This window comes from Streptosporangium sp. NPDC049248 (genome assembly GCF_040678965.1).
Lineage (GTDB): Bacteria > Actinomycetota > Actinomycetes > Streptosporangiales > Streptosporangiaceae > Streptosporangium > Streptosporangium fukuiense.
In genome coordinates this window covers 54,490-79,466 of the sequence record NZ_JBFAQY010000004.1, presented here as the reverse complement: position 1 = coordinate 79,466, position 24,977 = coordinate 54,490, and the positions used below count along the sequence as shown (strand labels likewise).

Genomic DNA, 24,977 nt, shown 5'->3' with positions numbered 1-24,977 from the left:
GCGGCCCACCCGCGCACCCGCGAAGGGGCGGCGAGGGCGAACGGGCCGTCAGCGTGCGGGGGCAGGTCCCCCGGGTGGGCTAGGGAAGTTCGGGAACGGCGGGCCGGTCATCGGTCCAGCCCGCCTCCAGGACCAGCTCGACCTCATCGCCCCTGACCCCCGGCCGGCCGGTGACCGTGGAGGAGAGCACCCGGGAGCTGTCCGGATCGATGATCAGTGTCCGCCGCACGGCCGCGCCGCTCCGCGCCCCGGGAGGCTGAACGGTGAAGGAGAACCCGGCCCCCACCCGGCCCCGCTCGTCCGTGGCGCTGCCCAGATACCGGATGTTCGGCAGCTCGGCCAGCGCACGGTAGGCGGCCGCGCGCACGTCCGGCGGCGACGGCTTGCTCCACAGCAGGCCGCTGAGCGCGTCCGCGACGACACCGTCGACGGTGCCGGCCGGAACGTCGCTCACCGCCTCGGTGACCCACTCCTTCAGCGCGGCGGGGGCGACCGGGAGCCTCTGGAGCTGCTCGAAGGTCATCTCATGACCGGCCATGCTGAAGGGCACCTTGCCGGTGATGGCCCGCAGCTCGCCCTTCTCCGGCGAGGTGGAGAGCACCTCTCCCTGGCTCGACCACTCGGTGGGGGAGCCGTCGCGACGCCAGGCCTCCTCGTCGGCCGCGCTTCCCGGGCGCGCCCCCAGCGCCCGGGAGGCGGACCAGACCCGGCCGTCCCTGGCGACCCACTGTTCGGTGAGCCGTGACTCCACCACCCAGTAACGGTTCGCCCCCCTGCCCAGCCGCTCCGGGTACGTCCGCCGGTGCAGTTTCCTGACGCGCCAGTAGGCGTTCGCCGCCGCGGGGTCCGACTCGGCGGTGGTCGCCGCCGCGAGCAGGACCGACCGCCCGGAGATCGTCGCGACCCGGTTCGGCGCCCCCGCCTCCCCGGTCATGCCGGGAACCGCGACCGCCACGGTCACCGCCGCTGTCACGGCGGCGGCCGCGAGGCCGGCCACGGCCGCGGTCCATGACAGCCGCCACCGTCGCCTCCTGGGCTCGTCGGTCAGCAACCCGCGCACCCTGGCCTTGAGGAGCGGATCGAGCCGCGGCTCGCCGTACAGCTCGCGGACCGTCTTCAGCTCATCCACGATCGGCCTCCTCGGACTCCAGCATCGGGTTGGTCTCGCCCAGCGTGGCGCGCAGCTTCCTCCTGGCCCGGTTCAGCCGTGACCCGACAGTCCCGTACGGGATGCCCAGGGCGGTGGCGACCTCCTCGTGGCTCAGCCCGGCCAGGGCGACGAGGAGCAGGACGTCGCGATCTCGCTGGTGTAGTCCGGCCAGGGCCGCCGCGAGACTCGGCCGCAGGCTTTCCGCGCTGACCCGCACGGCGACGTGCTCCTCGTGCCCCGGGGTGTCCGGGTCGGGGCCGTGGCGCCCGAGCGCGCGCAACGTTCGCACCTCGACGCGGCGGTGCCTGCCGATGAGATTGGTGGCGATGCCGTACAGCCAGGCCCGCACGCCGGCCCGCGACGGGTCGTACTGCGCCCGCTTGCGGAACGCGGTGAGGAACGTCTCCGCGACGATGTCCTCCGCGGCGTCGGCGCCGAGCCGCTGGGCGACGTAGCGATGGATCTCGCCGAAGTAGGTGTCGAAGATCGCGCTGAACCGCTCGGACTCGGCGAGGGAGAGCCGGACGACGTGGGCGTCCTCCGCCGGATGGGCGGCCCAGGACATCGCGGTCACGATGGTCTTCCCGTCATGTGCAATCCTTCGAACGCGAACGGCGGTCCCTCTCTATCGCCCGATCCGCCGATTCGCTTTCACGGTCGCGAAGCCCACCTAGCGCGCCGCCGGAACGCGGTGCCGGTGAACGTCCCCGGCCGGTCCGCTCCCGGCGCCCGCCGTGGGCCTCCTTTCCGGACTTCTCTCCGGTGTCCACGTGTCGCGCCCGGCGCGGTGAACCCCGCGGGCCGGACGCCGGATCCGCGTCGCGGTGCGCGGGGCAGGAGGTCCGCCGGACAGTGGAGCGACGATAGGCCATGAGGAGGACGACGCGCGCCGCGTCGTCGCCTAGCGTTCCCGGCCTCGCCCCGCCGGTCCAGACGCGGGCCGGAACGCAAGGGAAGATCTCATGCCGTCGCTCTCCAATCCACTCGGCTTCCGCAGATGGGCCGCGGGGGTGTGCCTCATCGTCGCGCCGCTCCTCTACATCGCGGGCGCCGTCGTCGACCCGGCCCTGCGGCAGGGCGGTGACACCACCGGCGTGTACGGCAGGTATCCGGAGCAGGTCTCGGTCAGCGCCTCGCTGCTGCACTGGAGCTGGGTGCTGATGATCCCGGGAATCATCGGGATGATCCACCTCATCCGGCACCGGGGAGTCGTCTTCGGCCATCTCGCCGGTGGTCTCGCGCTGCTCGGCGTGGTGAACTTCTCCGGGCTGATGCTCGGGGACTTCTTCTACTCCCGGCTCGAACGCGCCCTGCCGCCCGCCCAGGGCGAGATGCTCGCCGAGCAGGCGTTCGCCGACCCCGGTGCCACCTTCGGGTTCCAGATCCCGGGCTTCCTCGGGCTGCTCGGCCTGTTCCTGCTCGGACTGGCCCTGGCCTACGCCGGCCACGGGCCGTGGTGGGCGCCCTTCGCGATCATCGCGGGCGTCTTCGGAACCCTGGTCTTCCCGATCGGCACGGCCGTGGGCGGCCTGCTCTACCTGGCCGGTTCCGGGGTGATCGGGCTGCGGATGCTGCGGATGACCGACGCGGAGTGGGCCGGGCGGGAAGCGGATCAGCCGGTCGCCGCCGGGGTGCCCAGCGGGAACCGGGCGACCACCCGGTAACCGCCGCCGGGGACGGGACCGGCGGACAGCTCGCCGCCGTGCAACGCGGCCCGCTCGCGCATCCCGATCAGACCGTGCCCGCCAGGGCGCCGCCCGTCCGAGCGGCGCCCGCCTCCTGTGCCGTCGTCGGTGATCTCCACATCCAGCCCGGTCGGGCCGTGCGCGATGACGACGTCGGCACTGGCGGCGGGGGAGTGCTTCAGCACGTTGGTCAGAGCCTCCTGGATCACCCGGTAGACGGAGAGCGCGAGTCCCGGCGGCAGGGCACGCGGCTCGCCGGTGATCCGGAGGCGGACGTCCAACCCGGCCTCCCTGACCTGCGCGACCAGCTCGTCCAGCCGCTCCAGGCCCGGCTGGGAGGCGCCGGGGTCCGGATCGCCGGTCCTGCGGAGCACCCCCAGCATGAGCTGGAGCTCCTCGACCGCCTCGCGGCCGGCCTTCTCGACCCCGAGCAGCATGTCGCGCTCCCGCCTGTGCTCCTCGCCGAGCCGCATCCGCACCCCGCCGGTGTGCAGGGTCATCACGCTCACGTTGTGCGAGACGATGTCGTGGAGCTCCCTGGCGATCCGGGCCCGTTCCTCCGCCACCGCCTGCCGGGCCCGCTCCTCGCGCTCCACCTCAAGGCGGATGGCGCGTTCCGCCAGCCGCAACGTCCGGTCGATCTGGCGACGCAGCAGGATGCCGCTCCCGTACGCCACCCCCATGAAGACGGCGCTGATCATGAATTCGGCGAGGTCGTTGCGCTGGAACGTCTGCAGGCCGGCGTACGCCACCAGTACGCACGCCAGCCCCGCGAGCCCGCGGCGGCTCCGCAGCTCCGCGGCGCTGGCCACGGTGTGGACCAGGATGAGCGTCGAGTAGAAGTGCCAGGCGGCGTAGTAGCCGTCGCCCGCCACCGCCCGTACGGCCAGGCCGATCGAGATCAGTGCGAGGAGCAGGGCGGTGGGGAACCTGCGCCGGAGCAGCAGCAGCGTCCCGGCGACGACCGCCCCCACCGCCAGCGGCACCGGATCGCTGATCTGGCCGGGCTGGGAGCCCTGGCGGCCGAAGGACTCGACGAGGCCGGTGATCACCACGGCGAGGGAGAGAAGGAGATCCAGCCAGGTCGGCCGCCAGTCGCCGAGCGCTCTCCTCAGCACGACCGGTCCCGCTGTCCGGGCCGCACGACCCCGGCCTCGTAGGCGAACACGACGGCCTGGATCCGGTCGCGCAGGCCGAGCTTGTGCAGCACCCGGGCGACGTGGGTCCTGATGGTCGCGTCGCCCACCTGGAGCCTCCTGGCGATTTCGGGGTTGGACAGCCCCCGGGCGAGCAGACGCAACACCTCCAGCTCACGCGAGGTGAGCGTGGCCAGCTCGGGCGGTGCGACCGGCCTGTGGTGCGCGGTGAACGAGGCGATCACCCGCATGGCGGCCGCCGGGTCGATGAGCGCGTCGCCGGCCGCCGCCACCCGTACCGCCTCGATGAGCTGCTCGGGGGGCGAGGTCTTGAGCAGGAAGCCGTTCACTCCGGCGCGGAGTGAGGCGTGCAGGTTCTCGTCGGTGTCGAAGGTGGTCAGCATGACGATCCTGGGCGGATGCGGGTCCGAGAGCAGTCGCCGGGCGGCGCCCAGGCCGTCCAGCCGGGGCATCGCGATGTCCATCAGCAGCACGTCCGGTCGCAGTCGCCGGGTCACCGAGAGGGCTTCCAGCCCGTCGACGGCCTCCCCGACGACCTCGATGTCCGCGGCGCTCTCCGCGACGAATCGCAGCCCGGTGCGGATCATGGCCTGGTCGTCCGCGATGACCAGCCTGATCCTCGCGAGACCGTCCGTCCTACCAGGCATGCGTAGCAGGTTACCGAGATCGACCGCCTGCGGACCACCCCGGCCGGGGCGCCGTGGCCGACCGGGCATCCGCCGGGTGGCGGAGCGGGGGTCCGTCACACGGCGGACGGCCGGGTTCGACCTGATACCGGAGCCGAGACCGCGGCGGGCCGACGGCGCGCGGCGGCCACTCGCGGACCGCGCCGAAAGCCGGGTGGAACGGCACCGGCCCTGGTTTTCGGGACACCCGGTCGCCGCCCTGAGATTCATCTCAGATTCGATTGTTGTTCATTTAGGTGTTATGCCACGGTCCTTCTTATGATCAACCGCTATGAAGACTGACGCTGGGAACAATCTCCGCAACCGGCTGCTGGGCTCGACCGTGTCGCTGGGCCTGGGTGCCGGAGTCGTTGCCTGGCTCTCGCCGGAGGGAACGGGCGGGGCCGGTCCGGCGAAGGTCGTGGAAGGCGCCTCGGCCTCCGGGTACCGATCGGTGACCGAGGCGGTGGCGAACGCGCCCTGGTGGGCGAGCACGGCGATGGAGATCGCCACCGACGGCACCCTCGTGCTCCTCGGGCTGATCCTCGTCGGAGTGTGGTGGACCGCCCTGCGCCGGGGGGACGTACGTGGTGTCGCCGGAACCGTCATGATCGGCGTGGGCACCGTCGCCGCCTATGCGATCAGCGAGACGGTGAAGCTGATGGTGACCGAGGAACGCCCCTGCCGGGTGGTGCCGGGAGCCGCGGCGGCGATCGCGGAGTGCCCGGAGGTGGGGGACTGGTCGTTTCCCAGCAACCACGCCACCCTGGCCGCCGGGCTCGCGGTCGGGCTGGCCCTGCTCCGTCCCCGCCTCGCCGCGCTGACCCTGCCGCTGGCCGCGGTGGCGGCGCTGCTCCGGGTGATGGTGGGAGTCCACTACCCGCACGACGTGCTCGCCGGTGTGATTCTCGCCGCAGGCGTGGTGGTGGCGGTGCTGCTCGCGCTCACGCCGCCGGCGGTGCGGCTGGTGTCGCCGCTGGTCGAGCGCCTGGGCCGGAACGACTCCGACCCCGAGGGCCGGTACGGTCGCCGTCCGGTCGCCGCCGCGGGCCGGCACCGGGCCGGCCCCTCCCTCCAGCACGGGCGGCCGATGGGGGACCTGCCCGCCGAGCCGCATCACTTCGATCCTTTCCGGGCCGACCTGTCGCAGGCGTCGGACAACGGCCGGCACAGCGGACGCTTTTGATCCGAGGCCGAAGGAGCCGTTGCGCGACGTTGAACATCCGTTTCCGGGGGGCGCGAAAGGCCGGCACTACGCTGGGAACGGTGGTCGCGCGGGGATTCGCCGACCCCTCCCGCGCGCTCCCGCGCGGCGGGCGGACTCGAACCGAGTTCCGCGGGCGACCACACGGACCGACGGGGAAGGCTCCGATGGACGAGGCCGGGCTGCAGCGGCTCGTGGACCAGGTCGTGCTCGACATGGGGGCCGCGTTCGGAGCGGCGACGGTCGTGCTCGGAGACCGGCTGGGCCTGTGGAAGGCGATGGTGGGTGCGGGCCCGCTCAGCCCCGGTGACCTGGCCTGGCGCACCGGCACCAACGAGCGGCTCGTCGCCGAATGGCTCGCGGCCCAGGCATGTGCCGGATACGTCCGCTACCGGGACGGCACCTACACGCTGACCGACGAGCAGGCGAGGGTGTTCGCCGACGAGACCAGCCCGGTGTTCATGACCGGGCTCGCCGAACTGATCTCCTCCGTCTACCGCGACGAGGCCGGGATCGCGGCGGCCTACCGAGGTGCCGGGGAGCTGGCCTGGCCCGACCACGACCGGGCGCTGTTCAACGGCACCGAGCGGTTCTTCCGCCCCGGATACGCCGCCCACCTGCGAGACAGCTGGATTCCCGCACTCTCGGACGCCGAGGGGAAACTGACCGCCGGGACCCTGGTGGCGGATGTCGGCTGCGGGCACGGCGCCTCGACCATCGTGCTGGCGGAGGCGTACCCGAACTCGCGCTTCACCGGCTTCGACGCGCACCTGCCCTCGATCGTGCGGGCCCGCGAGCTGGCACTGCAGGCCGGGGTCACGGACCGGGTGAGCTTCGAGACGGCCTACGCCGACGACTACCCGGGGGCCGGCTACGGCCTGGTCTGCCTGTTCGACTGCCTGCACGACATGGGCGATCCCGTTGCCGCGCTGCGACACGTGCACTCCACCCTGACGCCCGACGGCACCGTGTTGCTGGTCGAGCCGTTCGCGCACGGGCGACTGCCGGACGACCTCAACCCGGTGGGCCGGCTCTTCTTCAACGCCTCGGCCACCATCTGCGTACCCAACGCGCTCGCCCAGGGCGGCACCGAGGCCCTGGGCGCGCAGGCCGGGCGGGAACGGCTCTTCGAGGTGGCCCGGCAGGCGGGTTTCACCCGGACCCGCCAGGCGACCGCCACCCCGTTCAACCTGGTACTGGAGCTGAAACCGTAGCGGGGTGCGTCATCGGCCGGACAAGTCGATGACCACGCCGCTCCGCTGTCCGCGACGGCATGGGAATCCGGGCCACCCCTTTCAGGGCGATCATGCGGTGGAGCCGGTCCCGCCCTGGCTGAAGTACCAGAGCCAGATGATGCACAGGTTGCTGACCGCGATGCGGCTTTGTTCCCTGCCGGCGAGGTCGCCCTGACGCAGGCTGTCCAGCAGGGCGCGGCCCAGCGCGTCGAGGCCGCGGCTGTCGGAGCCGGTGGCGGCGAGCGAGATGTCGAGCAGGTACCGGTTGTAGGCGGAGCCCAGGCCCATGTTCGCGCCCCTACGGTAGATCCACTCGCAGGACTGGCGCAGAGGCGTACGGTGGGTTGGAGCCGAGGCGGTGACCTCCGTGAACACCGGTGTGCCTTTGATCTGCGAGGGGGCCGTCACCCCGTTCACCTGAAGCCAGGTGTGCCCGCCCGCCAGGACGAGTACCAGGGTGACGGCCAGCACGCCCGCGGCCCCGAGCGCGGTCGCGCCCGATCGGCGAGCCGGCCGGAAGTCCTGGACGTCGGTTGCCCCACCCGCCGGGGCCCGCACGGGTTTCCGCCGGGTGGTGCGTAGCAGCGCACCGATGCCCGAGCCCGCCAGCGTGCCCACCGTCCCCGCGGTCAGAGCCATCGCGCCGTGCAGAAGGGCCAGCGCGCCCAGGTAACCGGCGAGCGAGTTCGGTGTGCACAGCGGAGCCGATCGGCCACAGAGGATGATCGTCGCTCTGACCGTGAACACCAGGGGCAGGGTCATCCCTACCAGGTAGGAGGTCAGCAGACCGTACACCGGGCCGAGTCCTGATCGGTTGGAGCGGCTGACCACCAGCGCGGTCGCGAATCCGGCGACCAGTGCCGAGGTTCCCGTCGCGATCACGGCCGACCACCCCTCGGCATGCGCCTCGCCCGCGAACGCGGGGGCGAGCGGCAGTAGGAGGCGAGTGAGCCAGGCATTCAGTCCCTCTGGCAGGAGGAGAGCGCCACCTGTCGTCAGTATCACCACGCAGCCGACAGGGACCACTACCGCGCCACGCGGAACCACGGAAAGGGGGTGCTTCTCCAGGGGCCGGCGGAGCCGTGCGGAAAGTGGCAGCAACAACGCCAGGACGAGCGCCATCAGCGTGCTGAGGTCCGCCAGGCCGCTGACCGTCTGGTAGACCAGCTGAAGGAACGGCAGGCTGATCTCGGCGGGCAGGCCACCGGCCGCCGCGTACCAGTTCGCGAACAGCGTGCCGAACAGCAGGCCGCCCACCGGGACGGCTGCGGCCAGTGGTAGCCGGGGCCGTGCGGAGACGCCGAGCCAGGCGGTCGCGGTGACGGCGTTCCATCGGCAGAACGCGATACAGATCACCATCAGCAGGAGCGCCGCCACCACTCCCAGGCGGATGTCTCTGACCAGCAGTTGGGCGAGGTTGCCGTCGATGGTGAACAGCAGGCTCAGCAGCCCGATGTACAGCCCGGCCGCCAGAGCCATGCCCGAACCGATCCCGCCGGGCACCGGGAGTCCCGACTCCCGAGCTCGCAGGACGCCCCGCCAGAGGGAGGTTCCCGCCACCGCCGCGACCAGCGGCCCCTGGATCGTTCCAGCCAGCAGATACGCGTTGCGCCCCTCGTCACCGAGCAGATCCGTCGCGAAGACGGTCAGGTAGGGAAAGGTCAGCGCCGAGGTGACCCCGGTCAGAAACATGTCCAGGAGGTTGGGGCGCAGCAACCAGGCCGGATCGTCGACCACGCGTTTCCTGGACTGGACGGTGGGGTGCCACAGGAGCGTCCGTCGCCACGATCGGACCCACCGGGAATCCGCTCTCGCCAGGTCGACGGCATTGGGTGGGAAGGCGGGATCTTCGGCTGCCAGGTTGGCCTCGGCCGCTCGAACATCGGCATAGTGCTCGCGCACCCTGGCGATGGCGACCGTGGTCAGGAAGGCGATGGTCAGGGTCAGCAGCAGTGGGATCGCGCGTCCCGGTAGCTCACGGAGCGGCCCGGTCATGACGAACACCAACATCACGGTCACCGCGAGTGCGAATGTCCACCAACTGGCCAGGGTCAGGCCGGTGATGTTCAGGTCGCGGTTGCGGACATGGGCGAGCTCGTGGCGCATCACCGCGTTGAGTTCCGGCTCCGACTCCGGATACCTGCGGATGAGCCCGAAGCTGAGCCGTACCCGGCGCGAGCCGAACCGGCCGAAGGCGCGCCCGCTGTCCCCGTCGTCATGAGGGTTGACGAGTATCGTGACGCGGCCCTGGAGCCCGGCCTCGGCGATCAGCCGCTCGACCCTTGCCGAGGCTTCCGGATAGGCGGCGACGGGCAGTGGCAACAGGTGCTGCCTGCGGGAGGTGATCGCGGGCGCGGCATTGTGCAGCAGAACCACGACCAGCAGGAAGAGCGCGATGACCACCACGTCGAACAGCGCGTTCCAGAGATGAGCGTCCCTGTCACACGTCAGGTAGGTGGAGACCACCTGGGCGGCCCGGCCGGTCACGGCCTGCCGATCCGCCGCGACGGCGCACTCCAACTGCATCGGGCCTATTCGGCTGACGGGACTGGCGAGGTAGATGGCGGTTAACGCCGAAAGTCCGATCAGCAGGACGAAACGGGTGGTGGTAGCCGTGGGCAGCGTGAAAGGAGTCGCTGTCACTTCGGGTGTTTCCAGCCCTTGACGATGGTTTCGGCGAGTCGGACGGCATTCTCGGGGGTTACCCCATGTTCGGCCGCCGCCTGGATGGCCAGCTCGCGCAGGCGCTCCTCGTCGTCGGCGGCGGGAAGCTCGGTGTCCGTCCCTTCCTTGGCGAACCGGCCTTTCAGGGCCGACCATGCCGACTGCCCGGCCGCCTTGGTCAGGTCCTTGCCCACATCCGTGATCACGGCCATGGCCAGGGTGGTGAGAAACGGAACGGCGACCGACCATCCCGAGGCGTTGGGCTCGTTGGACGGTTTCCCCGCACGCCGGGCGGCCTTTGGATTGTCCAGGTACGCCTGGGACAGGAAATCAAAGTCCTTGAGCTCGCCGGGAGCGAGTTCGGCGACGACGTCACGGGCCAGCTCAACGACGGTCTGTGGCACGATGCCTCCACACTGAAAGTGATCTGGGCCCCGATGTCACGAATTCTAGCCAGCCATGGATCGTTTTTCAGGCGGCAATACATGCCACAAATGAATTGACGCTGAAATATCCTATTTTGGGATTCAATGCACTTTATGTGTACTGATGGCGTTCCTGTCGTAGCGATGCTGGAACCGGCGGCCCGCCCTCGTCGTGGAGATCGAGTGCTCCCGAGGCTCGGCCAGGCCGCCCGATGGACTGGTGACAGCCTCCGGCCGGCCAGACATCTCGTGTCTCTTCCGCCGGTCCCGCGGATCAGGACACCCGGGACGGGCTGGCGGTCCAGGTGTCGCAGGCGGCGGGGGAGAGCGCGCGGTAGCCGCGTTCGAACCAGCGGACCCGGTTGGCGCCGCTGCCGTGGGTGCGGCGCTCGCCCTCGTCACCGCTGGCGCGGAGCTTCTCGGACAGTGCCTTCCAGTCCTGATCGGTACGGGGCAGCGAGTCCCGTACGCTGCCCAGGAACACCCCCGACAGGCAGTCGGCCTGGAGTTCGTAGCGGCGGCCGAGTTCGGCCTGGCGGGTGTGGTCGGAGCGGACGCGCCTCTCGTAGTGGTCCCTGACGCCGGTGAGGCTCTGCAGGTGGTGGCCGTACTCGTGGGCCGCCACCTTGAAGGGGTACAGATCGGTGCGGTCCTCGATCCAGGAATCGGTGAGCGGGAACACCAGCGTGGCCCGTTTCGTGCAGTAGAAGGCGTCCGCGCCTTGGGGCCAGGGTATGCCGCAGACGCGCCGCGCGGGTTCGGGGTAGAGGCGGACCGTGGGCGCGCGGAACCGCAGCCCGGACCGAGCGAAATGGGCGGACCACGAGGTGTTCAGACACTTCATGACCGCGGTGAGGTACTCGCCCGGCTGTGGGATGCCTCTGTCGATGAGCGGCGGCTCCGGGCACGAGGTGGCCGCCAGCCTGCCGGACTTCAGCAACGAGGGCTTGGGCGCGGCGGCCTGCGCGACTCCGGCGGGCAGGACGGCAAGACACGCGGCGACCAGCGGGACCCAACGCCGGAGAGGTCGCCGGGAACCGGCGCGGAACGGGAGGAGGCGCATGACCGGACAGCTTAGAACTCCCGGCGCCTCTGCCACGCACCCGGCTCGCGCCGGCCCGGGTGGCGATCGGCGGATCAGCGTGTCGGGGCGCCGTCCCACCCTCGCGCCGCCGGGCCCGCGTCATCCGCGGCCTGGCGGGCGTTCCCCGGCGGCACGCCGAAGGTCCGTTTGAACGCCCGGCAGAACGCCGCCTCGGACTGGTAGCCGAAGCGGCGGGCGACCGCCGAGAGCGGCTCCGGTGTCCGTCGAAGGTGCATGCGGGCCAGCTGCATGCGCCAGTGGGTGAGATAGCGCATGGCGGATTCACCGACCAGGTCGGTGAAGCGCGCCGAGAAGGCCGAGCGGGACATGCCGACCTCCTGCGCGAGCGCGGCGACGCTCCACTGCCGTTCGGGCGCGCGGTGGATCAACGTGAGCGCCCGCCCCACCTGCTCGTCGCGCAGGGCGGCCAGCCAGCCCTGATTCGCCTCGGGCGCCGAGTCGAGCCAGGAACGGATCGCCTGGATGACGAGGATGTCGGCGAGCCGGGTGATGACGGTCTCGCCGCCTGGTCGCAGGGCGAGAGCCTCGCGGGAGATGAGCCGGAGCGTGCTGTTGAGCCAGTTGGCGGCGTCGTCGTCCCAGGCGTCGATGTGCAGCACCTCGGGAAGTTGCGCGACGAGACGCTGGGCCGCCACATGGTCGAAGCGCACGACACCGTAGGTGGCGTGCGTGAGGTCCCCGCCGCCACCGTGACGCATGATCTCGTAACACTCGCTGACCTGCTCGACCGGTATGTCGAAGAGCGGTTCGGTATCGGCGTCGGGACCGCTCCGCAACCGGTGCGGGGTGCCGTGCGGGATCAGGGTGAGACTGCCCTGCCGGAGCAGGAGCGGTCCGGCTCCGTCGATCTCCAGCAGGCAGCGGCCCGCGGTGACGACCAGCAACGTCATCGACCCGTCGAGCGCCGGTACGTCGACCCCCCACGGCGCGGTGAGTTCGGCACGGCAGTAGAGGGTGCCGGTCAGCCGGAGCAGGTGCAGGGTCTCGCCCAGCAGGTCGGCGGGCGCGGGGAACGGGCGAGGGGCACTCGGCATGGCCGTCATGGTGTCACCGCTCTCGGCCAACCGTCCACGAAGATAGACGAGCTGCAAAGAAAAGCGGACTTTTTTCCATTGTTAGTCCAGAGATGCCGCACAAGACTGGACTCATCGGCAACCAAAGGAGCATCAGGAGCATGCGGCGACCCCACACCCTCGTCATCGGCTCGACCGGCAAGACCGGCCGGCGAATCGTGCAACGGCTCGCCGAGCGCGGCCACCCGGTCAGGGGCGGCTCGCGCCACCTCGACCCGCCCTTCGACTGGGAGCGGCCCGACACCTGGCCCCAGGCGCTGCGCGGCGCCGAATCCGTCTACGTCTCCTACTTCCCCGACCTCGCCGCGCCCGGCGCACCGGCCGCGATCGAGGAGCTGACCGCGTGCGCGGCCGACGCGGGCGCCCAGCGGCTGGTGCTGCTCTCCGGCAGGGGCGAGCCCAACGCGCAGCGCTGCGAGCGGATCGTCGGCGAGTCCGGCCTGAACCACACGCTCATCCGGACGAGCTGGTTCTCGCAGAACTTCAGTGAGGGCCACCTGCGGGATTCGGTGCTCGGCGGCGTGATCGCGCTGCCGGCCGGCGAGGTCGCGGAACCGTTCGTCGACGTCGACGACATCGCCGACGTCGCGGTCGCCGCCCTCACCGACGACCGCCACTCTGGACGGCTCTACGAGCTCACCGGGCCGCGCCTGCTGACCTTCCACGAGGCCGCGGCCGAGATCGCGAAGGCCGCGGACCGGCAGGTCGAGTACGTCGCCATCTCATCGGAGGTGTTTCACGCCACCCTGGAGCGGAGCGTCGGTCTCGGCTACGCCGACCTGCTCACGGACCTGTGCGAAGAGGTGTTCGACGGACGCAACGCCTCGACGGCCCACGGCGTGCGAGAGGCACTCGGCCGCGAGCCCCGCGACTTCGCCGACTTCTGCCGTACGGCCGCGGCTTCCGGGGCGTGGAGATGACGAGCCCGCCGTACCCGCCGGAGGGAGCGGTGAAGACGCGGAACGCGAGACCGGTGAGACTCATCCTGCTGGTGTCCGGTGTGGTGGCGGTCGGGATCGGCGCGGCGACGCTGTTCGCGCCCGCGGCCTTCCACGGCGCCAACGGCATCGAACTCGGGAGCGACGCCGGCCTGCTCAGCGAGACCCGGGCCGCGGGCGGCGCGCTGCTGGCGGCCGGTGCGCTGATCCTGCTCGGCGCGTTCGTCGCGCGGCTGGCCTTCACCGCCACGGTCGTCGGTGCCGCGACCTACCTCGCCTACGGCCTGTCCCGCCTGCTGAGCATCGCACTGGACGGGATACCGGCGAGCGGGCTGGTGCTCGCGGCCGCGCTGGAGCTGATCATCGGGCTGGCCTGCGCCTTCGCCCTGGTGCGGGATCGCCGCCAGGGCGGGCGAGAGACCCCGGCTTGAGCGGTCAGTGGCGGGACAGGGCGCGGGTGATGCCGGTGGCGATGGTGGTGACCAGCACCCAGCCCGCGATCACCAGCCCGTAGGCGACCCACTGGCCGCCGCCGGCGGGCTGGTACGCCTTCTCCTGCCCGAAGTCGATGATCGGAAGCAGCAGATCCAGCGCGTAGAACAGCGCGTTGAAAGCGGGACCCTTGCCGGGTTCGGCACGGGGCGGGTTGTGCACGGCGAACACGACGGCACCGGTGACGAGCAGGGCCAGAAACCACAGGGCGGCGCGGACGGGGCGGTAACCGTACCCGACCGTGACGTCCTGCAGCCACCCCCAGGCCCGCGCGTACAACGGGAGCGCGGCGCGCTGCCGCCGCTGCTTGACCAGCAGCACGGTACGGGCGTCGACGTCCTGCCCCAGCCGCCGGTAGGTGGCGGCGAGCTGCTCGTACGGCTGCGGCACGTACCCGTCGGGATCGTCCCGCAGCCAGGCCAGGCGCCGGGCGGCGGGCAGCCTCGGATCCAGGGCCTCGTAGCCGAGGCCGTCCTGGCGGCGCGGCGACCAGGTGGCGGGGTCGTCGCGGATGACCCCGATCTGGGCGTGCCGCAGGTCGACGACGCCCTCGGGCGCCAGCTTGGGGCGCAGGTACAGCTCGCGGGCCTGCAACTGCCAGGCGGCCAGGGCGCGGCCGCCCGGCGCGGACAGGGTCGCGTCGTTGAGATACAGGTGCCTGCCGACGTGGGTTCCGATCAGGGTGAGCTCGCCTTCGGCGACGAAGCCGCGCCCGCACTCCAGGCCGCCGCCGATGCTCGCCCCGGCGAGGTCGAGCGCCCGGCCACCCGGGTTGCTCAGCCGGGCGCCGCTGAAGTCGGCGGACGTCCCGACGCGCGCGTCGGCGAGACGGACCGCACCGTCGGCCCGGAACCCCTTGGTGCACGACAGCCCGCCGCCGACGTTCACCCCGTCGGCGTCGAGCACGACCTCGCCGGGCGCGGACAGGTTCGTGCCGGTCAGGTTCAGCGACCCCGAGATGCGCGCCTGGGAGAGATCCACCCGCCCCTCGGTGCTGAGCTCCTCCGCGTCGAAGCTCCCCTCGACCTGTAGCTCCGCGGCCTGGAGCGCGTCACCGCCGGGACGGATCAGGCGGGCGCCGCTCAGGTTGAGCTCCCGGTCGACCCGCGAGTTGGCCAGCCGTACGGTGCCCGTCGCGGTGAACTCGGCGCCCAGGTACAGGCCGCCTTCGGCGGTGACCCGGGAACCGCGGAAGGCCATCTGACCGGGATGGTCGATCGTGGTTCCGGTGAAGCCGAACGGCCCGCTCACCCGGGCGTTGCGCAGGCTGACCATCCCGGTGACCGTCATCCACCGGCAGAGGACGTTGCCGTCGGCGATCAGTCCGTCCAGGTTCAGTGCGCTCCGGCCGGAGGCCGCCAGACGGGCATGATCCAGAATCACGGTGCCGCTCACCTTGACGTTGGAGAACCCGACCTGGTCCGTGGCGTCGAGCCCGATCGCGGCGATGCCCCGCCCTGCCTGGAGCCGGTCGCAGTCGATGGCCGTGCTCCGCGCGTGGCTCAGCATGAGGCTTCCGGCGAGCTGGGCTCCGCGCAGTTCCACCGGGCCGGTGAACACGCATCCCTCCAGCAGCAGATGCCCGTCGATCTGCGCGTTGGAACCGTACAGGCCCGGAAGGTGGGAGCCGTTGAAGCTCAGCTGCGGGCAGCGAGTCCAGTGCAGGCTGGGTTTCTCCACGAAGAAACAGGACAGGAACCGGGCGGAGTGGCGGAGGGTGGAGTAGGCCAGGTTCACCCACTCGGTGATCCGGGCCCCCTTGATCCGGAGCGCCGGGATCCGGTGCGACCGGGGCGGCTCCTCGCTCATCAGCAGGACGGCGATCACCCTGGCCCGGATCGTCCGCCCCTCGTCCCAGGCCGCCCCCGCCGCCGGGTCGTCCTCCTCCGGTCTCCCGGTACTGAAGTCGACCTCCTCCCCAAGCGGAAACGCCTCCCACACCCGGCGCTCAGCATCGGACAAGTCCTCGACCCGCACATCGCCCCCTTTACGCAAACACTGCCATCTTTTGATCGTTTGCGTCCAGAGAGTCGAGGCAGGACGCGCGCCGGCTCGTGCGGCCGGGAGAACATCGGCCAGTGGCCGGTGTTCATCTCGACCAGCCGCCAGTGCTCGCCGTTCAGCAGCCTGGCCACTCGGGCGGCCCACCTGGTAACGGGTGTTCGCGGTCACGTTGGACGCGGCAGGGGTGCCCGGGATGCCCGGCACGGTGGTGTCGGCGGAGGCGCCGACGGGCGGGGTCTGCTTGATATGAAATATCCAGATGGTGGCGGTTTTGCTGTCGGAGGAAACGGGGCCGCCCGAGGCGGGGGAGGCGGATGATCCTCTATCCAGGGCCTTCGCTCACGGGCAGTCGAACTCTTCGTTGGCCGTGAACCAGATCTTCTGGTTCTTCCCGTTCGGGAGCAGGCCACACGCCAGCCTCTGCTGCTGCGTGCCGTCCGGCAGCGGTTCGAGAACGTAGATGGGCCTGTTCGGCGGGTACTTGTTGCCGCTGTCGAGGTTGAGGGTTCCGGTCGCGCCCAGATGTCCTTCGATGCCGGGGTCGTTGAGCCTGGCCTGCACCTCATGGGACTCGACCGTCTTCGGGCTCCCCAGATAAACCGCGTCGACGGCCTCGGACATGACGTTGAGCGCGTCATAACCACCGGCGGCATCACTGTCCGGGGTAATTTTCAACTTATTGAACACATTGCCGAAATTTTCTATGAATTTTTGGGAGGAGAAGGGCAGTGGTGTCGTTTCCAAGTCCAGGAAACCCGTGTAGAAAAGCCTGACGAAGGGGTAGTTCTTTTTCAGGATGTGAGGTTCCTCGATGAAGTCCTTCGGCATGGTCTCCGACAGAATGTTGAGCGGCGGGACGATTCCCCCGGTCTCGCACTCGCTGGACCTCTGCAGGGCGGCGAACAGATTCGGTATCAACGCGGACCGGCCCGTGTAGACGACCAGCCCCTGCGGCTTCTCCGCCGCCCGGCAGATTCTCGCGGCCACATCGCCCGGCTGCTGTTTGGGGTCGTTCTCGTCGTAGGCGACGTGTTCGACCGCGCCCGGACCGTACTGTTCCGTGAATTTCTCCATGAGGTCGACACTGAAGGATTCGTCCGCGGGGTCGTAGACGACAACGGCCTTCCGATAGCCGTCGGCGTTCTGCGAGGTGTGGGAGGGAACCCGGATCTGGTCGGAGTGCCGGGAGAACTCGACCATGATCTGCGCGATCCGGCTGTTCGGCGGAGAGACCTGAAAGTAGTTGCGTGACTTGTGGTCTTCGACCATGTTGCTTCCGGTGACGGAACTGGCTATCACCGGGATGTCCTCGGCGCCCAGTTCCCTGACCGCGGCGAGGGACTCCTCGCGGCTCTGAGTGATGCCGACGACGCCCACGATCCGGTCTTCGGCCGCACGACCGATGATCTTTGCGGCGACGTTCGGATCATCGGGACTGTCCGGTCTCAGTGCCCCGTACGCGAAACGTTCGCCGGGGTTGGCGATGAGCAACTTGAGTTGCATCCGGCTCTGCAGGCCCGCCTGCTTCTTCTGCGTGTTCAACCAGTTCTGTGCGGCGATCACCCCGCGCAGGGTCTGCAGGCCGTTGGGGGGAAGGTTGCCCGCTCTGGCGCTGAGCGGGGCGAAGAAGACCACGGAGCGGTAGGGGAGGTCGGGGTCCAGGCGCCTGTTCTGCTCATCGACGATCTTCTCCAGCGCGCGTAGTTCCTCATCCCGGCCCGGAGCGGCGAGACTGCACTCCTGGCCGTCGGTGACCCCCACGATCTCGCCGGTCTCCACCCGCTCGCACGAGTTCTGCTGCCAAGGCCGGAGGTAGTACAGGGTCGTTCCCGCGACGAGCACCAGCACCAGCGGCAGCAGGGCCGGACGTACGTAGTCCGCGAAGCTGTTCGGCCGCACCATGACCCGGGACGGAGGCGCCAGAGCGTTCGCGGCCGCACCGTCGTCGTCCTCCGGCGAGAGCGTCACCACGTAGACGCCCTCGGTCACCGGGCCCTGCGGCTCGGACCGGTAGAGATCGCCGACCAGGTCCGCGACGGCGGACGGGTGCTGCGGGTCGGAGCCGACCGGAACGGCGTAGGACGGCACCGGGCCGGTCAGGGCGCCCAGGATCATCAGGGGCGCGGAGTCCTGGGCCCTGACCACGTGGGCATAGGTGTCGAGGAATTGGCGGCCGGGGGTGCCCGGGGCGCCGACCTCGCGGAGCAGGACCACGAACGACCACTGCCGCCGCAGGCGATAGATCCACAGCCGCGAGGGCCGGGAGGCCCTCTCAAGATCACGGAGCAGGGCCATCACCAGGATCCGCTGGGTCAGCACCGGGTCCTGCCGGTACCGGCCCTCGGCGGAGAGATCCAGGGCCGCCGTCAGGAAGTCCCCGCCGGCGCCGGGTATCTGAGGCCCCACCCAGCGCAGGCCACGACTGCCCCGGAGCCAGAGGCCGTAGATCCACGCGGGTAAGCCGAACACGAAGAAGCTGAAGACGGTGCGGACCAGGCCGACCAGGCCCTCCTGGCCCAGGGTCCCGGCCAGTTGTGCCAGGGTCGCCAGCCATTTCCTCCGGCGGATGAGCTCCAGATAGAGGCCGTCGCGGAGCTGACCGCGCTTCGCGCCGATCGTGCCGTCCCCCGCCGACGTCCGCAGTACCGCCCGGCAGGTGTGGAACCGTGGCAGCTTGAGCTCACCGCCGTTTCCCCGGGGAAGATTGCGCGCCAACTGGTGGACGAGGTCGTCGAGTAGGTCGATATGCGGCTCGGCGTCCCGCAGGCGGGTGTCGTCGATGAGGGCGTACGGGACGAGGGCTCGCCTCGCGCCGTCGCGGGTCTCGCAGAGCCGCTCCTGGTAGTCGACGATCGCCCGCACGGCCGCGTCGTCCGCGGGGTCGGCCTCGATCTCACGCCTGAGCAGGATCACCGGCAGCCTCCGATTATCGGGCCGGTGGCCCGCGAAGGTGTCGAATTTGCCGATCAGGTAGTGGATCCCCAGCGGGAGCGCCACATCCGTCTCCTTTGATGAAACCTGTCCCTTGGGATATATCAATGGATCGAGTCAAACCGTACTTGAGTCCCCCGGGTAATGGTGTCAATTTTCAATTGAACTAACAACATGTAGTTTCTCCGCAGATTTACGGCTTCGTATGATGCTAGTAGTTGGGGTATTTTTCCTAGAAAGTGGTATCTCATACCACGACGTCCTGTCGTACCGAATCCGAAGGCCCAACGTGACCCGTGATCACGCTTCTGGCCTGCGGCGACAGACGCCCCTGGGCAATGGAGAGCTGACAGGGGGCGGTCCCTTTCGCGGTCACTGCCGGGCCAGGGCGCGGGAGATGGCGATGGTGGCGAACAGCACCCAGCCCGCGATCAATCGCCGGACGAACCCCCGCCTGTCCTGCTGCGCTGGGGGGATCAGCTCGACGTGCGGCCGGTCTACCTCTCCACCGACCTGGACGGCGTGAGTGATCAGCGGGTGGCGTCGTACGTTGCCAAGTACGCGACCAAGAGGGCCGAATCCGCGGGAACGGTGGACCGTCGCATCCGTGACGCCGGAGAGGTCGCCCGGCTGGCCGTGACCGAACACGCCCGGCGCATGATCTTCACCTGCTTCGCCCTGAACCGCCTGCCTCAATACCGGCTGCTCCCGCTGCGGCAGTGGGCTCACATGCTGGGCTGCCCGTGGCCACTTTTCCACGAAGTCGCGCTACTACTCCACGACTCTCGGCGACCGACGCCGGACCCGTGCCGACTACCGCGCCGCGCAAGCCCGGATGCTCCTCGGCCTGCCCGACCCCGTCGAAGGGAACACGCTCACCCTGTCGGAGTGGCGTTACGCCGGAAGCAGCCACCGGAACGGCGAACCCTTCTGGGCTGAACTGGCTCGGCAACGCATCGCCACTGCCCGCATGACCGCTCGTGAACGGGCGGAATCATCTGCTTCGACTTTCAACGTGATCCCGTCACGCGGAGGGCGGCGCTTCGGGAGAAAGCATGGATTGCAGGTGTTCGCGCGCCTGCCGTATCTCCGGGGTGGCGTTCCATTTGAGGGATGCTCGGAGTATTTCGTGGACCCGTTTGTTGACTCTGGCCGAAGCGATGAACGGGAGTGATCGAGCCAGCTCGTTCATTCGGTCGGCTGCGAAAGACGGGTCGGAGGCTCTTAGAGCCGTTTGGATCTGCCGTCCCAGATATTGAGCCCTAAAGAGCGGCGACCACTGCCCGATCGTGCTGGCCGCTTCGTTGAGCAGCGTTCCGGCTTCCTGGTATTCACGAAGGTGGCTCAGTCCTATACCGACATCGCCCGACAAGGCGGCTTCTCCGAAGGGGGAAAGCCCACCGACGTTGAGCGCGCGATTAAGCGCGTCTCGGGACGCTGCTCCCTGCTCGGGTATGAGCGCCAGAGAACGCCCAAGCCTCATGTTCAAGGAGGCTTGCTGACTGCTGGTGATGTCCGGGACCTGTAGTCCTCGCTGAGCGTAGGTGACTCCTCGGGCGTGATCGCCTCGGTAGAGACTGACCCGGCTCAGGCTGTCGTACGCGCGGGCCTGGCTCTTGAAGTCCTGGGCTCGCAGTGCGAGGTCAAGCGCGATTCCGCCGGTCCGGTCGGCTTGGGCCAGCTTCCCGGCGTCATACAGAACGAGGGTGACCTGGTACATAAGCTCGGAAACCGCTTTTTGCAGGGACCGCTCGTTGACGTTTTTCAATACCCGATCGACGTGCTGCATGTGGCTTGACGCACGCGACATAAGCGGAATTCCGCCAAGCTCATACCGGCTGCGAGCAAGTGACGTGGCCAACGCATTCACATAGTTGGCGTCCTGGTAGGAATTCGCGCCGGTAGAGGGAACGAAGATAACGGATGCGGCAGCTGCCAGAAATTCCCTGCGTTCCACAGACTCCTCCACTTTGGGTGATATGCGTATTTCCCGGCCTACGCGTGCCAGTAGGCTGACGGCCTTGGCCATGCCGGTGTCCTTCTGACCTCGGGACACCTCGGAGACCCATGCCTGGGAAACGCCCAGTTCACGGGCGAGATCGGTCTGGGTCCATCCTCTTTGCTCCATGATCGCTTTAAGGGCTTCTGGGAAATTCCGCACATCCACCGAATGAGCGTATCGTTGTGAGCGATCTTTCCCTAGTGCTCCTATCGCTGTAAGCGATGCCCCCGCTGGTGCTCTCAAAAACAGGTCTGAACCATGAGGCTCCCAAAGAGCGCACGCCTGTGAGAGGAAAGCCGGGTGTTATGAGAGTGACGAAAGCCGAAACAGAGGGGCAGAACGAAAACCAGCGTGGCGATGAGTACGGCGAGACGATCACCGACGCCACAGCGGAAAGCCAGGACGAGGCTTTGGCCGTCGTGCAACGGCTTCTCACCGAGCGGGGCATCCGTTCCCACCGCCACAACACGATCAGCCTCGGGCTCTACGGCAGCCACCTGGACCTCCCCACCTGGCCTAACCGGCCTGACTCCCGGACATGGATGAAGCGGCATCCGCCCGAACTGGCGGTGATCGGTCCTCAGGGCTGGCGCGATGCCACGGTGACCGTGGGCTCTCGCTCGGGCTGCTACCTGGTGTCCATCCGCAACGGTCCTGATCTTCAGGCTGTCGGGCAGGAACAGCCGGAAAAGGTGGTTGACCTGATCCTGGCCGCTCGTGGGACGTGATCGTGTACGGCTGGGTCATCCTGGGCGATGCGGCCACGAAGCGAGTCAACGGCCAAGAGATCATCATCACTGCTGGGAAGTCGGGTGACCTCGGGGCGGCCATCAGGGCTTGGGAGGACGGCGAACGTCACCGGATGGTTTACGAACTGGGAAACCTCGGCCGCCTGGTCGATGATGCGATGACCCGCCTACAGCTCCGACAGTCACAAAAGCGCACAGTGAAAACCGCTGACGTCAACTCCTGCGAACCATGCGCGGGAGCGGAGACGGCCGGCGCCAATGCGAAGCACCCCAAAGGGGCCGCGTAGCGGTTGGGGCCGGTGGTCGCAGCGGGCGCAACTTCCAAGCTGACCTGGGATGAATCCTGATCAGCCTGGGCAGCTGCATATCCGGGACCGTTGAACGTGGGCGGCCGATGGGGTGAGGCAAGACGGGGAATTAGTAGTTGCTGTTCACGTCGCCATGGTCACCCGGTGGCAAGCCCCGACGAAGGAGGGGCGCGGCAGTCGATCGCCCCGACTCTCGTCGATGGGATCCGGAGTCGGCGATCGTCAGGGCTCAACCCATTCGATCGTCTTTGGATAGGAGCCGGACGAATGATCTTTTAAGCGTGTAAATCCTGCGATGCTATAAATTACACATGCATAGATCGCTGGCAGGCGTGGTGGTGCTCACAGGAATGTTGCTCGCCCTCGTAGGCGCAACCATGGCGGTGCTGTTTGGAGTCGGCGCGTCATCGAGGGTTGTGGATCCCCTGTCCTCGCCACCGACTTCGGTCGCGAATACGGGTGCGGTGACAGAGATCCTGGACGATAACGCGGATGAAGATGAGGAAGAACCTGAGAAGCGCCTGGCCGCCGGGAGGGCGTGGCCGCTCAAGATAAGCCAAGCCACCCGCGACAAGTTGGCCACCGCGAGCCGCACCGCCGCTGGCCCCTCCGCAAAGTCTGCCAGGGTGGCCACCGGGGGAGTTGTCTACTACGGCGTGGTCTACGGCGAAAGCGAGGAGACCGACACCTACTACGTGGTCGCGTCGCTGAGCGAACTGCACTTCTGGGCACGTGAGGGCCGCGGCGAGTGGCGCTTCCGAGGTGACTACAACGCGCGGGTCTGCGCGCCGCCCGTACCCACCTCGTTGTATGCCGCGTGGGGATTGAATTTTTCGACACGGGCCCCGGGTGAATATGAACTTTGCCGCGAATGATGCAGACAGCGCAAGCCCTGTCCTTCTAGCCGCTAGAGGCTGGTCAGAGCGCCCTGTGAGCTTTTAGGGCTAGCTATGTCGGTAAGTTCAAGCGCTGGATGTTCGTGATCGCCAGAGCTGGCGCAATGTGAAGCGTTCCGTGGGAGCCGCGTAGCGGTTGGTCCGGTCAGTCGCAGCTCGATCCGTGGGCGGCGGTGCGATCCCACTGCGGCGGTCGATGGTCGAGTGTGGCGACCCGGCGGTGCGGTGGGCGGCGGGGTCCGGCCGTTCGCGCCGGGCGGGCGCGGGTTGATCATCTCCAGTGCCGGGACGTCCTGGACGTCGTGGGCCATCGCGAAGTACCGGTCCAGGCCGGTCAGGTGCCGGTAACGGTCGGGCACCGCGTCGACCAGGACACCGGTGTCGAGCACCTGGTCGTACTCGCCGGGATCTGCCAGGGCTGGCCCACCCCCGCCGACCTGTCGGGCAACCCTGTTCACGGCGCCCTCAGCGGCCCCTGCCCTGCGTCCTCTACCCCCGGTTCCAGCTGTCGCTCTTCATCCTGACCACAGCCTCCCGGCGACCCACATCTCAAGATCCTGCGGCGGCGAGGGCCTTTTCGAAGGAGGTGTAGGCGTCCGGGGTGAACAGGACGAACCGCAGGTCGGTGACCTGAGCCGGAATGGTGCGTACGGTGCCGAGCGCGATGCGGGCGGCGTCGTCGATCGGCCAGCCGTAGACGCCGGTGGATATCGCGGGAAAGGCGACGCTGGTCGCGCCCAGCTCGTCGGCGACCCGGAGGGACTCGCGGTAGCAGGAGACCAGCAGGTGCGAGCGGTCCTCGGCGGCGGAGAAGACGGGGCCGACGGTGTGGATGACCCAGCGGGCCGGCAGGTCGCCCGCGACGGTGGCCACCGCCTGGCCGGTCGGCAGCCCCTTGCCGTAGTGCGAGGCCCGCAGGTCGCGGCAGGCGGCCAGGATCGCGGGACCACCGCGCCGGTGGATGGCCCCGTCGACTCCGCCGCCGCCCAGCAGCGAGGAGTTGGCGGCGTTGACGACGGCGTCGACATCCTGAGCGGTGATGTCCCCCCGGACCAGCGTGATCTCCATGAGGTCGAGTCTGCCGGAAGAACTCCGACCTCGGCCGAAACAACCGAACTCCTCGGTCGTTTCGGTACTGCTCGGCCTTCGTGATTCCAGGAGAGGTCAGGGGCGCGACGTTGCCGGGATGGCGGGCCTGTCCGGGGAGTCTGGCCAGGTGGGCGGCATTTATCCCGTTGAGTTCTCGGAGACGATCTGTAGGTTGTCAGCATGTCTTCGTCGCTTCGCCTGGAGAAGGTCACCGCGGACAATGTCGAGGCAGCGTGCCGGCTGAAGGTGCGCCCCGACCAGGAGGAGTTCGTGGACCCGGTCGCGTGGTCACTCGCCGAGGCGTACGCGCGACCTGAGGTCGCCTGGCCTCGACTGATCTTCGACGGTGAGCAGCTGGTGGGCTTCGTCATGGGCTTCTTCATGGTCCGTTTCAACCCGGACGACCCGGATGACACGCCCCGCTGCGGAATCTGGCGGCTGAACATCGCCGCCGACCAGCAGGGGCGGGGATATGGCCGCTTCGCGGTGGAGTCCGTGTGCGAGGAGGTCCGCGGACGTGGACAGAACCGCGTGACGGTGACCTGGGCTCCGGGAGAGCGCGGGCCCGAGCGCTTCTACCTCCGGCTCGGCTTTCGCCCGACCGGTGAGAAGAGCGGCGATCAGGTCGTCGGCGAGCTGGCCCTGACCGGGCGCCGAGATGGATTCCAGACGGGGCCGGCCGAGGTTCGTCGTCTGACGACCGAGGACTGGAGGACGTTCCGTGATGTCCGGCTCGCGGCACTGGCGGACGCACCGGAGGCCTTCTCCTCCTCGCTCGGGCGGGAACAGGCGTACGACGAGGCACGGTGGCGTGCCGGGATGCTGCCGGAGCGCGGGGTGAAGGCGGTCGCGGTCGTTGACGGCCGGGTGGCCGGGGTCGTCGGCGGCTGGGTGCCCGAAGGCCGGGGTGGGGCGGTCGAGGTGTACGGCATGTGGGTCGATCCGGCCGCGCGGGGCGCCGGGATCGGTGCCCTGCTCGTCGAGGAGGTCGTCGCGTGGGCCGCCGAGCACGGACATCGGAGGATCCAGCTGTGGGTGGTGGACGGCAACGACGGGGCTGACCGGCTGTACCGGCGCCTGGGTTTCGAGGCCACCGGCGAGTCCGAGCCGCACACCAACGACCCCGGCCTCCACGAACGGCTGATGGTCCGCATGCTCGCCGCCCGGCCTCAGGTCCATCACGGCACCTGAGGGGCGAGGGCGGA

The 24,977-nt window shown here is 69.2% G+C and carries 22 protein-coding genes and 2 pseudogenes; 11 read left to right on the top strand and 13 right to left on the bottom strand.

What is annotated here, in order from left to right; translation table 11 throughout:
• Positions 1-79: 79 nt before the first annotated feature.
• Positions 80-1,129, bottom strand: a complete 1,050-nt coding sequence (locus AB0K21_RS09650; RefSeq protein WP_364149045.1) for a CU044_5270 family protein — start codon at positions 1,127-1,129, stop codon at positions 80-82.
• A complete protein-coding gene (locus tag AB0K21_RS09645; RefSeq protein ID WP_343964670.1) occupies positions 1,122-1,715 on the bottom strand; it encodes an RNA polymerase sigma factor in 594 nt (197 codons plus the stop codon). Before AB0K21_RS09645 ends, AB0K21_RS09650 begins: the two co-directional genes overlap by 8 nt.
• A gap of 397 nt (positions 1,716-2,112) precedes the next feature.
• Here AB0K21_RS09645 and AB0K21_RS09640 point away from each other — a divergent pair, with 397 nt between their 5' ends.
• Positions 2,113-2,814, top strand: coding sequence for a hypothetical protein (locus tag AB0K21_RS09640; protein ID WP_343964387.1), 702 nt, complete (start codon positions 2,113-2,115; stop codon positions 2,812-2,814).
• Here AB0K21_RS09640 and AB0K21_RS09635 read toward each other — a convergent pair.
• The gene (locus AB0K21_RS09635; RefSeq protein WP_343964389.1) at positions 2,763-3,953 is read right to left on the bottom strand and encodes a histidine kinase; all 1,191 of its coding nucleotides are present in this window, start codon (positions 3,951-3,953) and stop codon (positions 2,763-2,765) included. The genes AB0K21_RS09640 and AB0K21_RS09635 overlap by 52 nt on opposite strands.
• On the bottom strand, positions 3,947-4,639 hold the full coding sequence (locus AB0K21_RS09630; protein WP_343964391.1) for a response regulator transcription factor: 693 nt from the start codon (positions 4,637-4,639) through the stop codon (positions 3,947-3,949). The genes AB0K21_RS09635 and AB0K21_RS09630 overlap by 7 nt, the downstream gene beginning before the upstream one ends.
• A gap of 310 nt (positions 4,640-4,949) precedes the next feature.
• On the opposite strand from AB0K21_RS09630, the gene AB0K21_RS09625 reads away from it, so the two are divergent.
• Together AB0K21_RS09625 and AB0K21_RS09620 are read left to right on the top strand one after the other, a co-directional pair.
• Positions 4,950-5,843: a phosphatase PAP2 family protein gene (locus tag AB0K21_RS09625; RefSeq protein WP_343964393.1), complete on the top strand. Its 894-nt coding sequence runs from the start codon at positions 4,950-4,952 to the stop codon at positions 5,841-5,843.
• 185 nt (positions 5,844-6,028) lie between these two features.
• Complete coding sequence (locus AB0K21_RS09620) at positions 6,029-7,075, top strand: class I SAM-dependent methyltransferase (RefSeq protein WP_343964395.1); 1,047 nt, start codon at positions 6,029-6,031, stop codon at positions 7,073-7,075.
• A gap of 90 nt (positions 7,076-7,165) precedes the next feature.
• Here AB0K21_RS09620 and AB0K21_RS09615 read toward each other — a convergent pair whose 3' ends face one another.
• The 4 genes from AB0K21_RS09615 to AB0K21_RS09600 form a co-directional block, all read right to left on the bottom strand.
• Positions 7,166-9,739 carry a M48 family metalloprotease gene (locus AB0K21_RS09615; protein WP_364149041.1) on the bottom strand — a complete coding sequence of 858 codons (2,574 nt, stop codon included), beginning with the start codon at positions 9,737-9,739 and terminating at the stop codon, positions 7,166-7,168.
• The gene (locus tag AB0K21_RS09610) at positions 9,736-10,164 is read right to left on the bottom strand and encodes a hypothetical protein (protein WP_343964399.1); all 429 of its coding nucleotides are present in this window, start codon (positions 10,162-10,164) and stop codon (positions 9,736-9,738) included. The genes AB0K21_RS09615 and AB0K21_RS09610 overlap by 4 nt, the downstream gene beginning before the upstream one ends.
• Positions 10,165-10,459: 295 nt before the next feature.
• Positions 10,460-11,248: a neutral zinc metallopeptidase gene (locus AB0K21_RS09605; protein ID WP_364149039.1), complete on the bottom strand. Its 789-nt coding sequence runs from the start codon at positions 11,246-11,248 to the stop codon at positions 10,460-10,462.
• Between the two features lie 74 nt (positions 11,249-11,322).
• Positions 11,323-12,324 (bottom strand): AraC family transcriptional regulator, encoded by a 1,002-nt coding sequence (locus AB0K21_RS09600; RefSeq protein ID WP_343964403.1) that lies wholly within the window; start codon positions 12,322-12,324, stop codon positions 11,323-11,325.
• Between the two features lie 140 nt (positions 12,325-12,464).
• Here AB0K21_RS09600 and AB0K21_RS09595 point away from each other — a divergent pair, with 140 nt between their 5' ends.
• Together AB0K21_RS09595 and AB0K21_RS09590 are read left to right on the top strand one after the other, a co-directional pair.
• Entirely contained in the window at positions 12,465-13,283 is an 819-nt protein-coding gene (locus tag AB0K21_RS09595; RefSeq protein WP_343964405.1) for an NAD(P)H-binding protein, read from the top strand.
• A gap of 53 nt (positions 13,284-13,336) precedes the next feature.
• Complete coding sequence (locus AB0K21_RS09590; RefSeq protein ID WP_343964407.1) at positions 13,337-13,732, top strand: DUF4345 domain-containing protein; 396 nt, start codon at positions 13,337-13,339, stop codon at positions 13,730-13,732.
• A 4-nt stretch (positions 13,733-13,736) separates the two neighbouring features.
• On the opposite strand, the gene AB0K21_RS09585 is transcribed toward AB0K21_RS09590, so the two are convergent.
• The gene (locus AB0K21_RS09585) at positions 13,737-15,770 is read right to left on the bottom strand and encodes a hypothetical protein (RefSeq protein ID WP_364149036.1); all 2,034 of its coding nucleotides are present in this window, start codon (positions 15,768-15,770) and stop codon (positions 13,737-13,739) included.
• A gap of 366 nt (positions 15,771-16,136) precedes the next feature.
• On the bottom strand, positions 16,137-18,794 hold the full coding sequence (locus AB0K21_RS09580; protein WP_364149034.1) for an ABC transporter substrate-binding protein: 2,658 nt from the start codon (positions 18,792-18,794) through the stop codon (positions 16,137-16,139).
• Between the two features lie 420 nt (positions 18,795-19,214).
• Here AB0K21_RS09580 and AB0K21_RS09575 point away from each other — a divergent pair.
• Together AB0K21_RS09575 and AB0K21_RS09570 are read left to right on the top strand one after the other, a co-directional pair.
• Positions 19,215-19,409: pseudogene (locus tag AB0K21_RS09575) on the top strand (replication initiator); the annotation flags it as partial.
• A gap of 73 nt (positions 19,410-19,482) precedes the next feature.
• Positions 19,483-19,659, top strand: a pseudogene (locus AB0K21_RS09570) (replication initiator); the annotation flags it as partial.
• Positions 19,660-19,752: 93 nt separating this feature from the next.
• Here the strand turns inward: AB0K21_RS09570 and AB0K21_RS09565 are convergent.
• Positions 19,753-20,895, bottom strand: coding sequence for a helix-turn-helix transcriptional regulator (locus tag AB0K21_RS09565; protein ID WP_343964415.1), 1,143 nt, complete (start codon positions 20,893-20,895; stop codon positions 19,753-19,755).
• A gap of 146 nt (positions 20,896-21,041) precedes the next feature.
• Between AB0K21_RS09565 and AB0K21_RS09560 the strand changes: the two genes are divergently transcribed.
• The 3 genes from AB0K21_RS09560 to AB0K21_RS09550 all read left to right on the top strand — a co-directional run bounded on the left by AB0K21_RS09560 (position 21,042) and on the right by AB0K21_RS09550 (position 22,662).
• The gene (locus tag AB0K21_RS09560) at positions 21,042-21,458 is read left to right on the top strand and encodes a hypothetical protein (protein WP_343964417.1); all 417 of its coding nucleotides are present in this window, start codon (positions 21,042-21,044) and stop codon (positions 21,456-21,458) included.
• Between the two features lie 2 nt (positions 21,459-21,460).
• Positions 21,461-21,766 (top strand): hypothetical protein, encoded by a 306-nt coding sequence (locus tag AB0K21_RS09555; RefSeq protein ID WP_364149032.1) that lies wholly within the window; start codon positions 21,461-21,463, stop codon positions 21,764-21,766.
• Between the two features lie 332 nt (positions 21,767-22,098).
• A complete protein-coding gene (locus tag AB0K21_RS09550) occupies positions 22,099-22,662 on the top strand; it encodes a hypothetical protein (RefSeq protein WP_343964421.1) in 564 nt (187 codons plus the stop codon).
• Positions 22,663-22,694: 32 nt separating this feature from the next.
• On the opposite strand, the gene AB0K21_RS09545 is transcribed toward AB0K21_RS09550, so the two are convergent.
• Together AB0K21_RS09545 and AB0K21_RS09540 are read right to left on the bottom strand one after the other, a co-directional pair.
• Positions 22,695-23,141, bottom strand: coding sequence for a hypothetical protein (locus tag AB0K21_RS09545; RefSeq protein WP_364149029.1), 447 nt, complete (start codon positions 23,139-23,141; stop codon positions 22,695-22,697).
• A 91-nt stretch (positions 23,142-23,232) separates the two neighbouring features.
• Entirely contained in the window at positions 23,233-23,751 is a 519-nt protein-coding gene (locus AB0K21_RS09540) for an O-acetyl-ADP-ribose deacetylase (protein ID WP_343964425.1), read from the bottom strand.
• Positions 23,752-23,952: 201 nt separating this feature from the next.
• Between AB0K21_RS09540 and AB0K21_RS09535 the strand changes: the two genes are divergently transcribed.
• Positions 23,953-24,963 (top strand): GNAT family N-acetyltransferase, encoded by a 1,011-nt coding sequence (locus AB0K21_RS09535; protein ID WP_343964427.1) that lies wholly within the window; start codon positions 23,953-23,955, stop codon positions 24,961-24,963.
• The last annotated feature ends 14 nt before the right edge of the window (positions 24,964-24,977 follow it).

Coding starts and splice junctions, on each gene's coding strand:
- AB0K21_RS09645 (WP_343964670.1), bottom strand. CDS start 1,715: ATGTCCTGGGCCGCCCATCCGGCGGAGGACGCCCACGTCGTCCGGCTC.
- AB0K21_RS09640 (WP_343964387.1), top strand. CDS start 2,113: ATGCCGTCGCTCTCCAATCCACTCGGCTTCCGCAGATGGGCCGCGGGG.
- AB0K21_RS09630 (WP_343964391.1), bottom strand. CDS start 4,639: ATGCCTGGTAGGACGGACGGTCTCGCGAGGATCAGGCTGGTCATCGCG.
- AB0K21_RS09625 (WP_343964393.1), top strand. CDS start 4,950: ATGAAGACTGACGCTGGGAACAATCTCCGCAACCGGCTGCTGGGCTCG.
- AB0K21_RS09620 (WP_343964395.1), top strand. CDS start 6,029: ATGGACGAGGCCGGGCTGCAGCGGCTCGTGGACCAGGTCGTGCTCGAC.
- AB0K21_RS09605 (WP_364149039.1), bottom strand. CDS start 11,248: ATGCGCCTCCTCCCGTTCCGCGCCGGTTCCCGGCGACCTCTCCGGCGT.
- AB0K21_RS09600 (WP_343964403.1), bottom strand. CDS start 12,324: ATGCCGAGTGCCCCTCGCCCGTTCCCCGCGCCCGCCGACCTGCTGGGC.
- AB0K21_RS09595 (WP_343964405.1), top strand. CDS start 12,465: ATGCGGCGACCCCACACCCTCGTCATCGGCTCGACCGGCAAGACCGGC.
- AB0K21_RS09550 (WP_343964421.1), top strand. CDS start 22,099: ATGCATAGATCGCTGGCAGGCGTGGTGGTGCTCACAGGAATGTTGCTC.
- AB0K21_RS09540 (WP_343964425.1), bottom strand. CDS start 23,751: ATGGAGATCACGCTGGTCCGGGGGGACATCACCGCTCAGGATGTCGAC.
- AB0K21_RS09535 (WP_343964427.1), top strand. CDS start 23,953: ATGTCTTCGTCGCTTCGCCTGGAGAAGGTCACCGCGGACAATGTCGAG.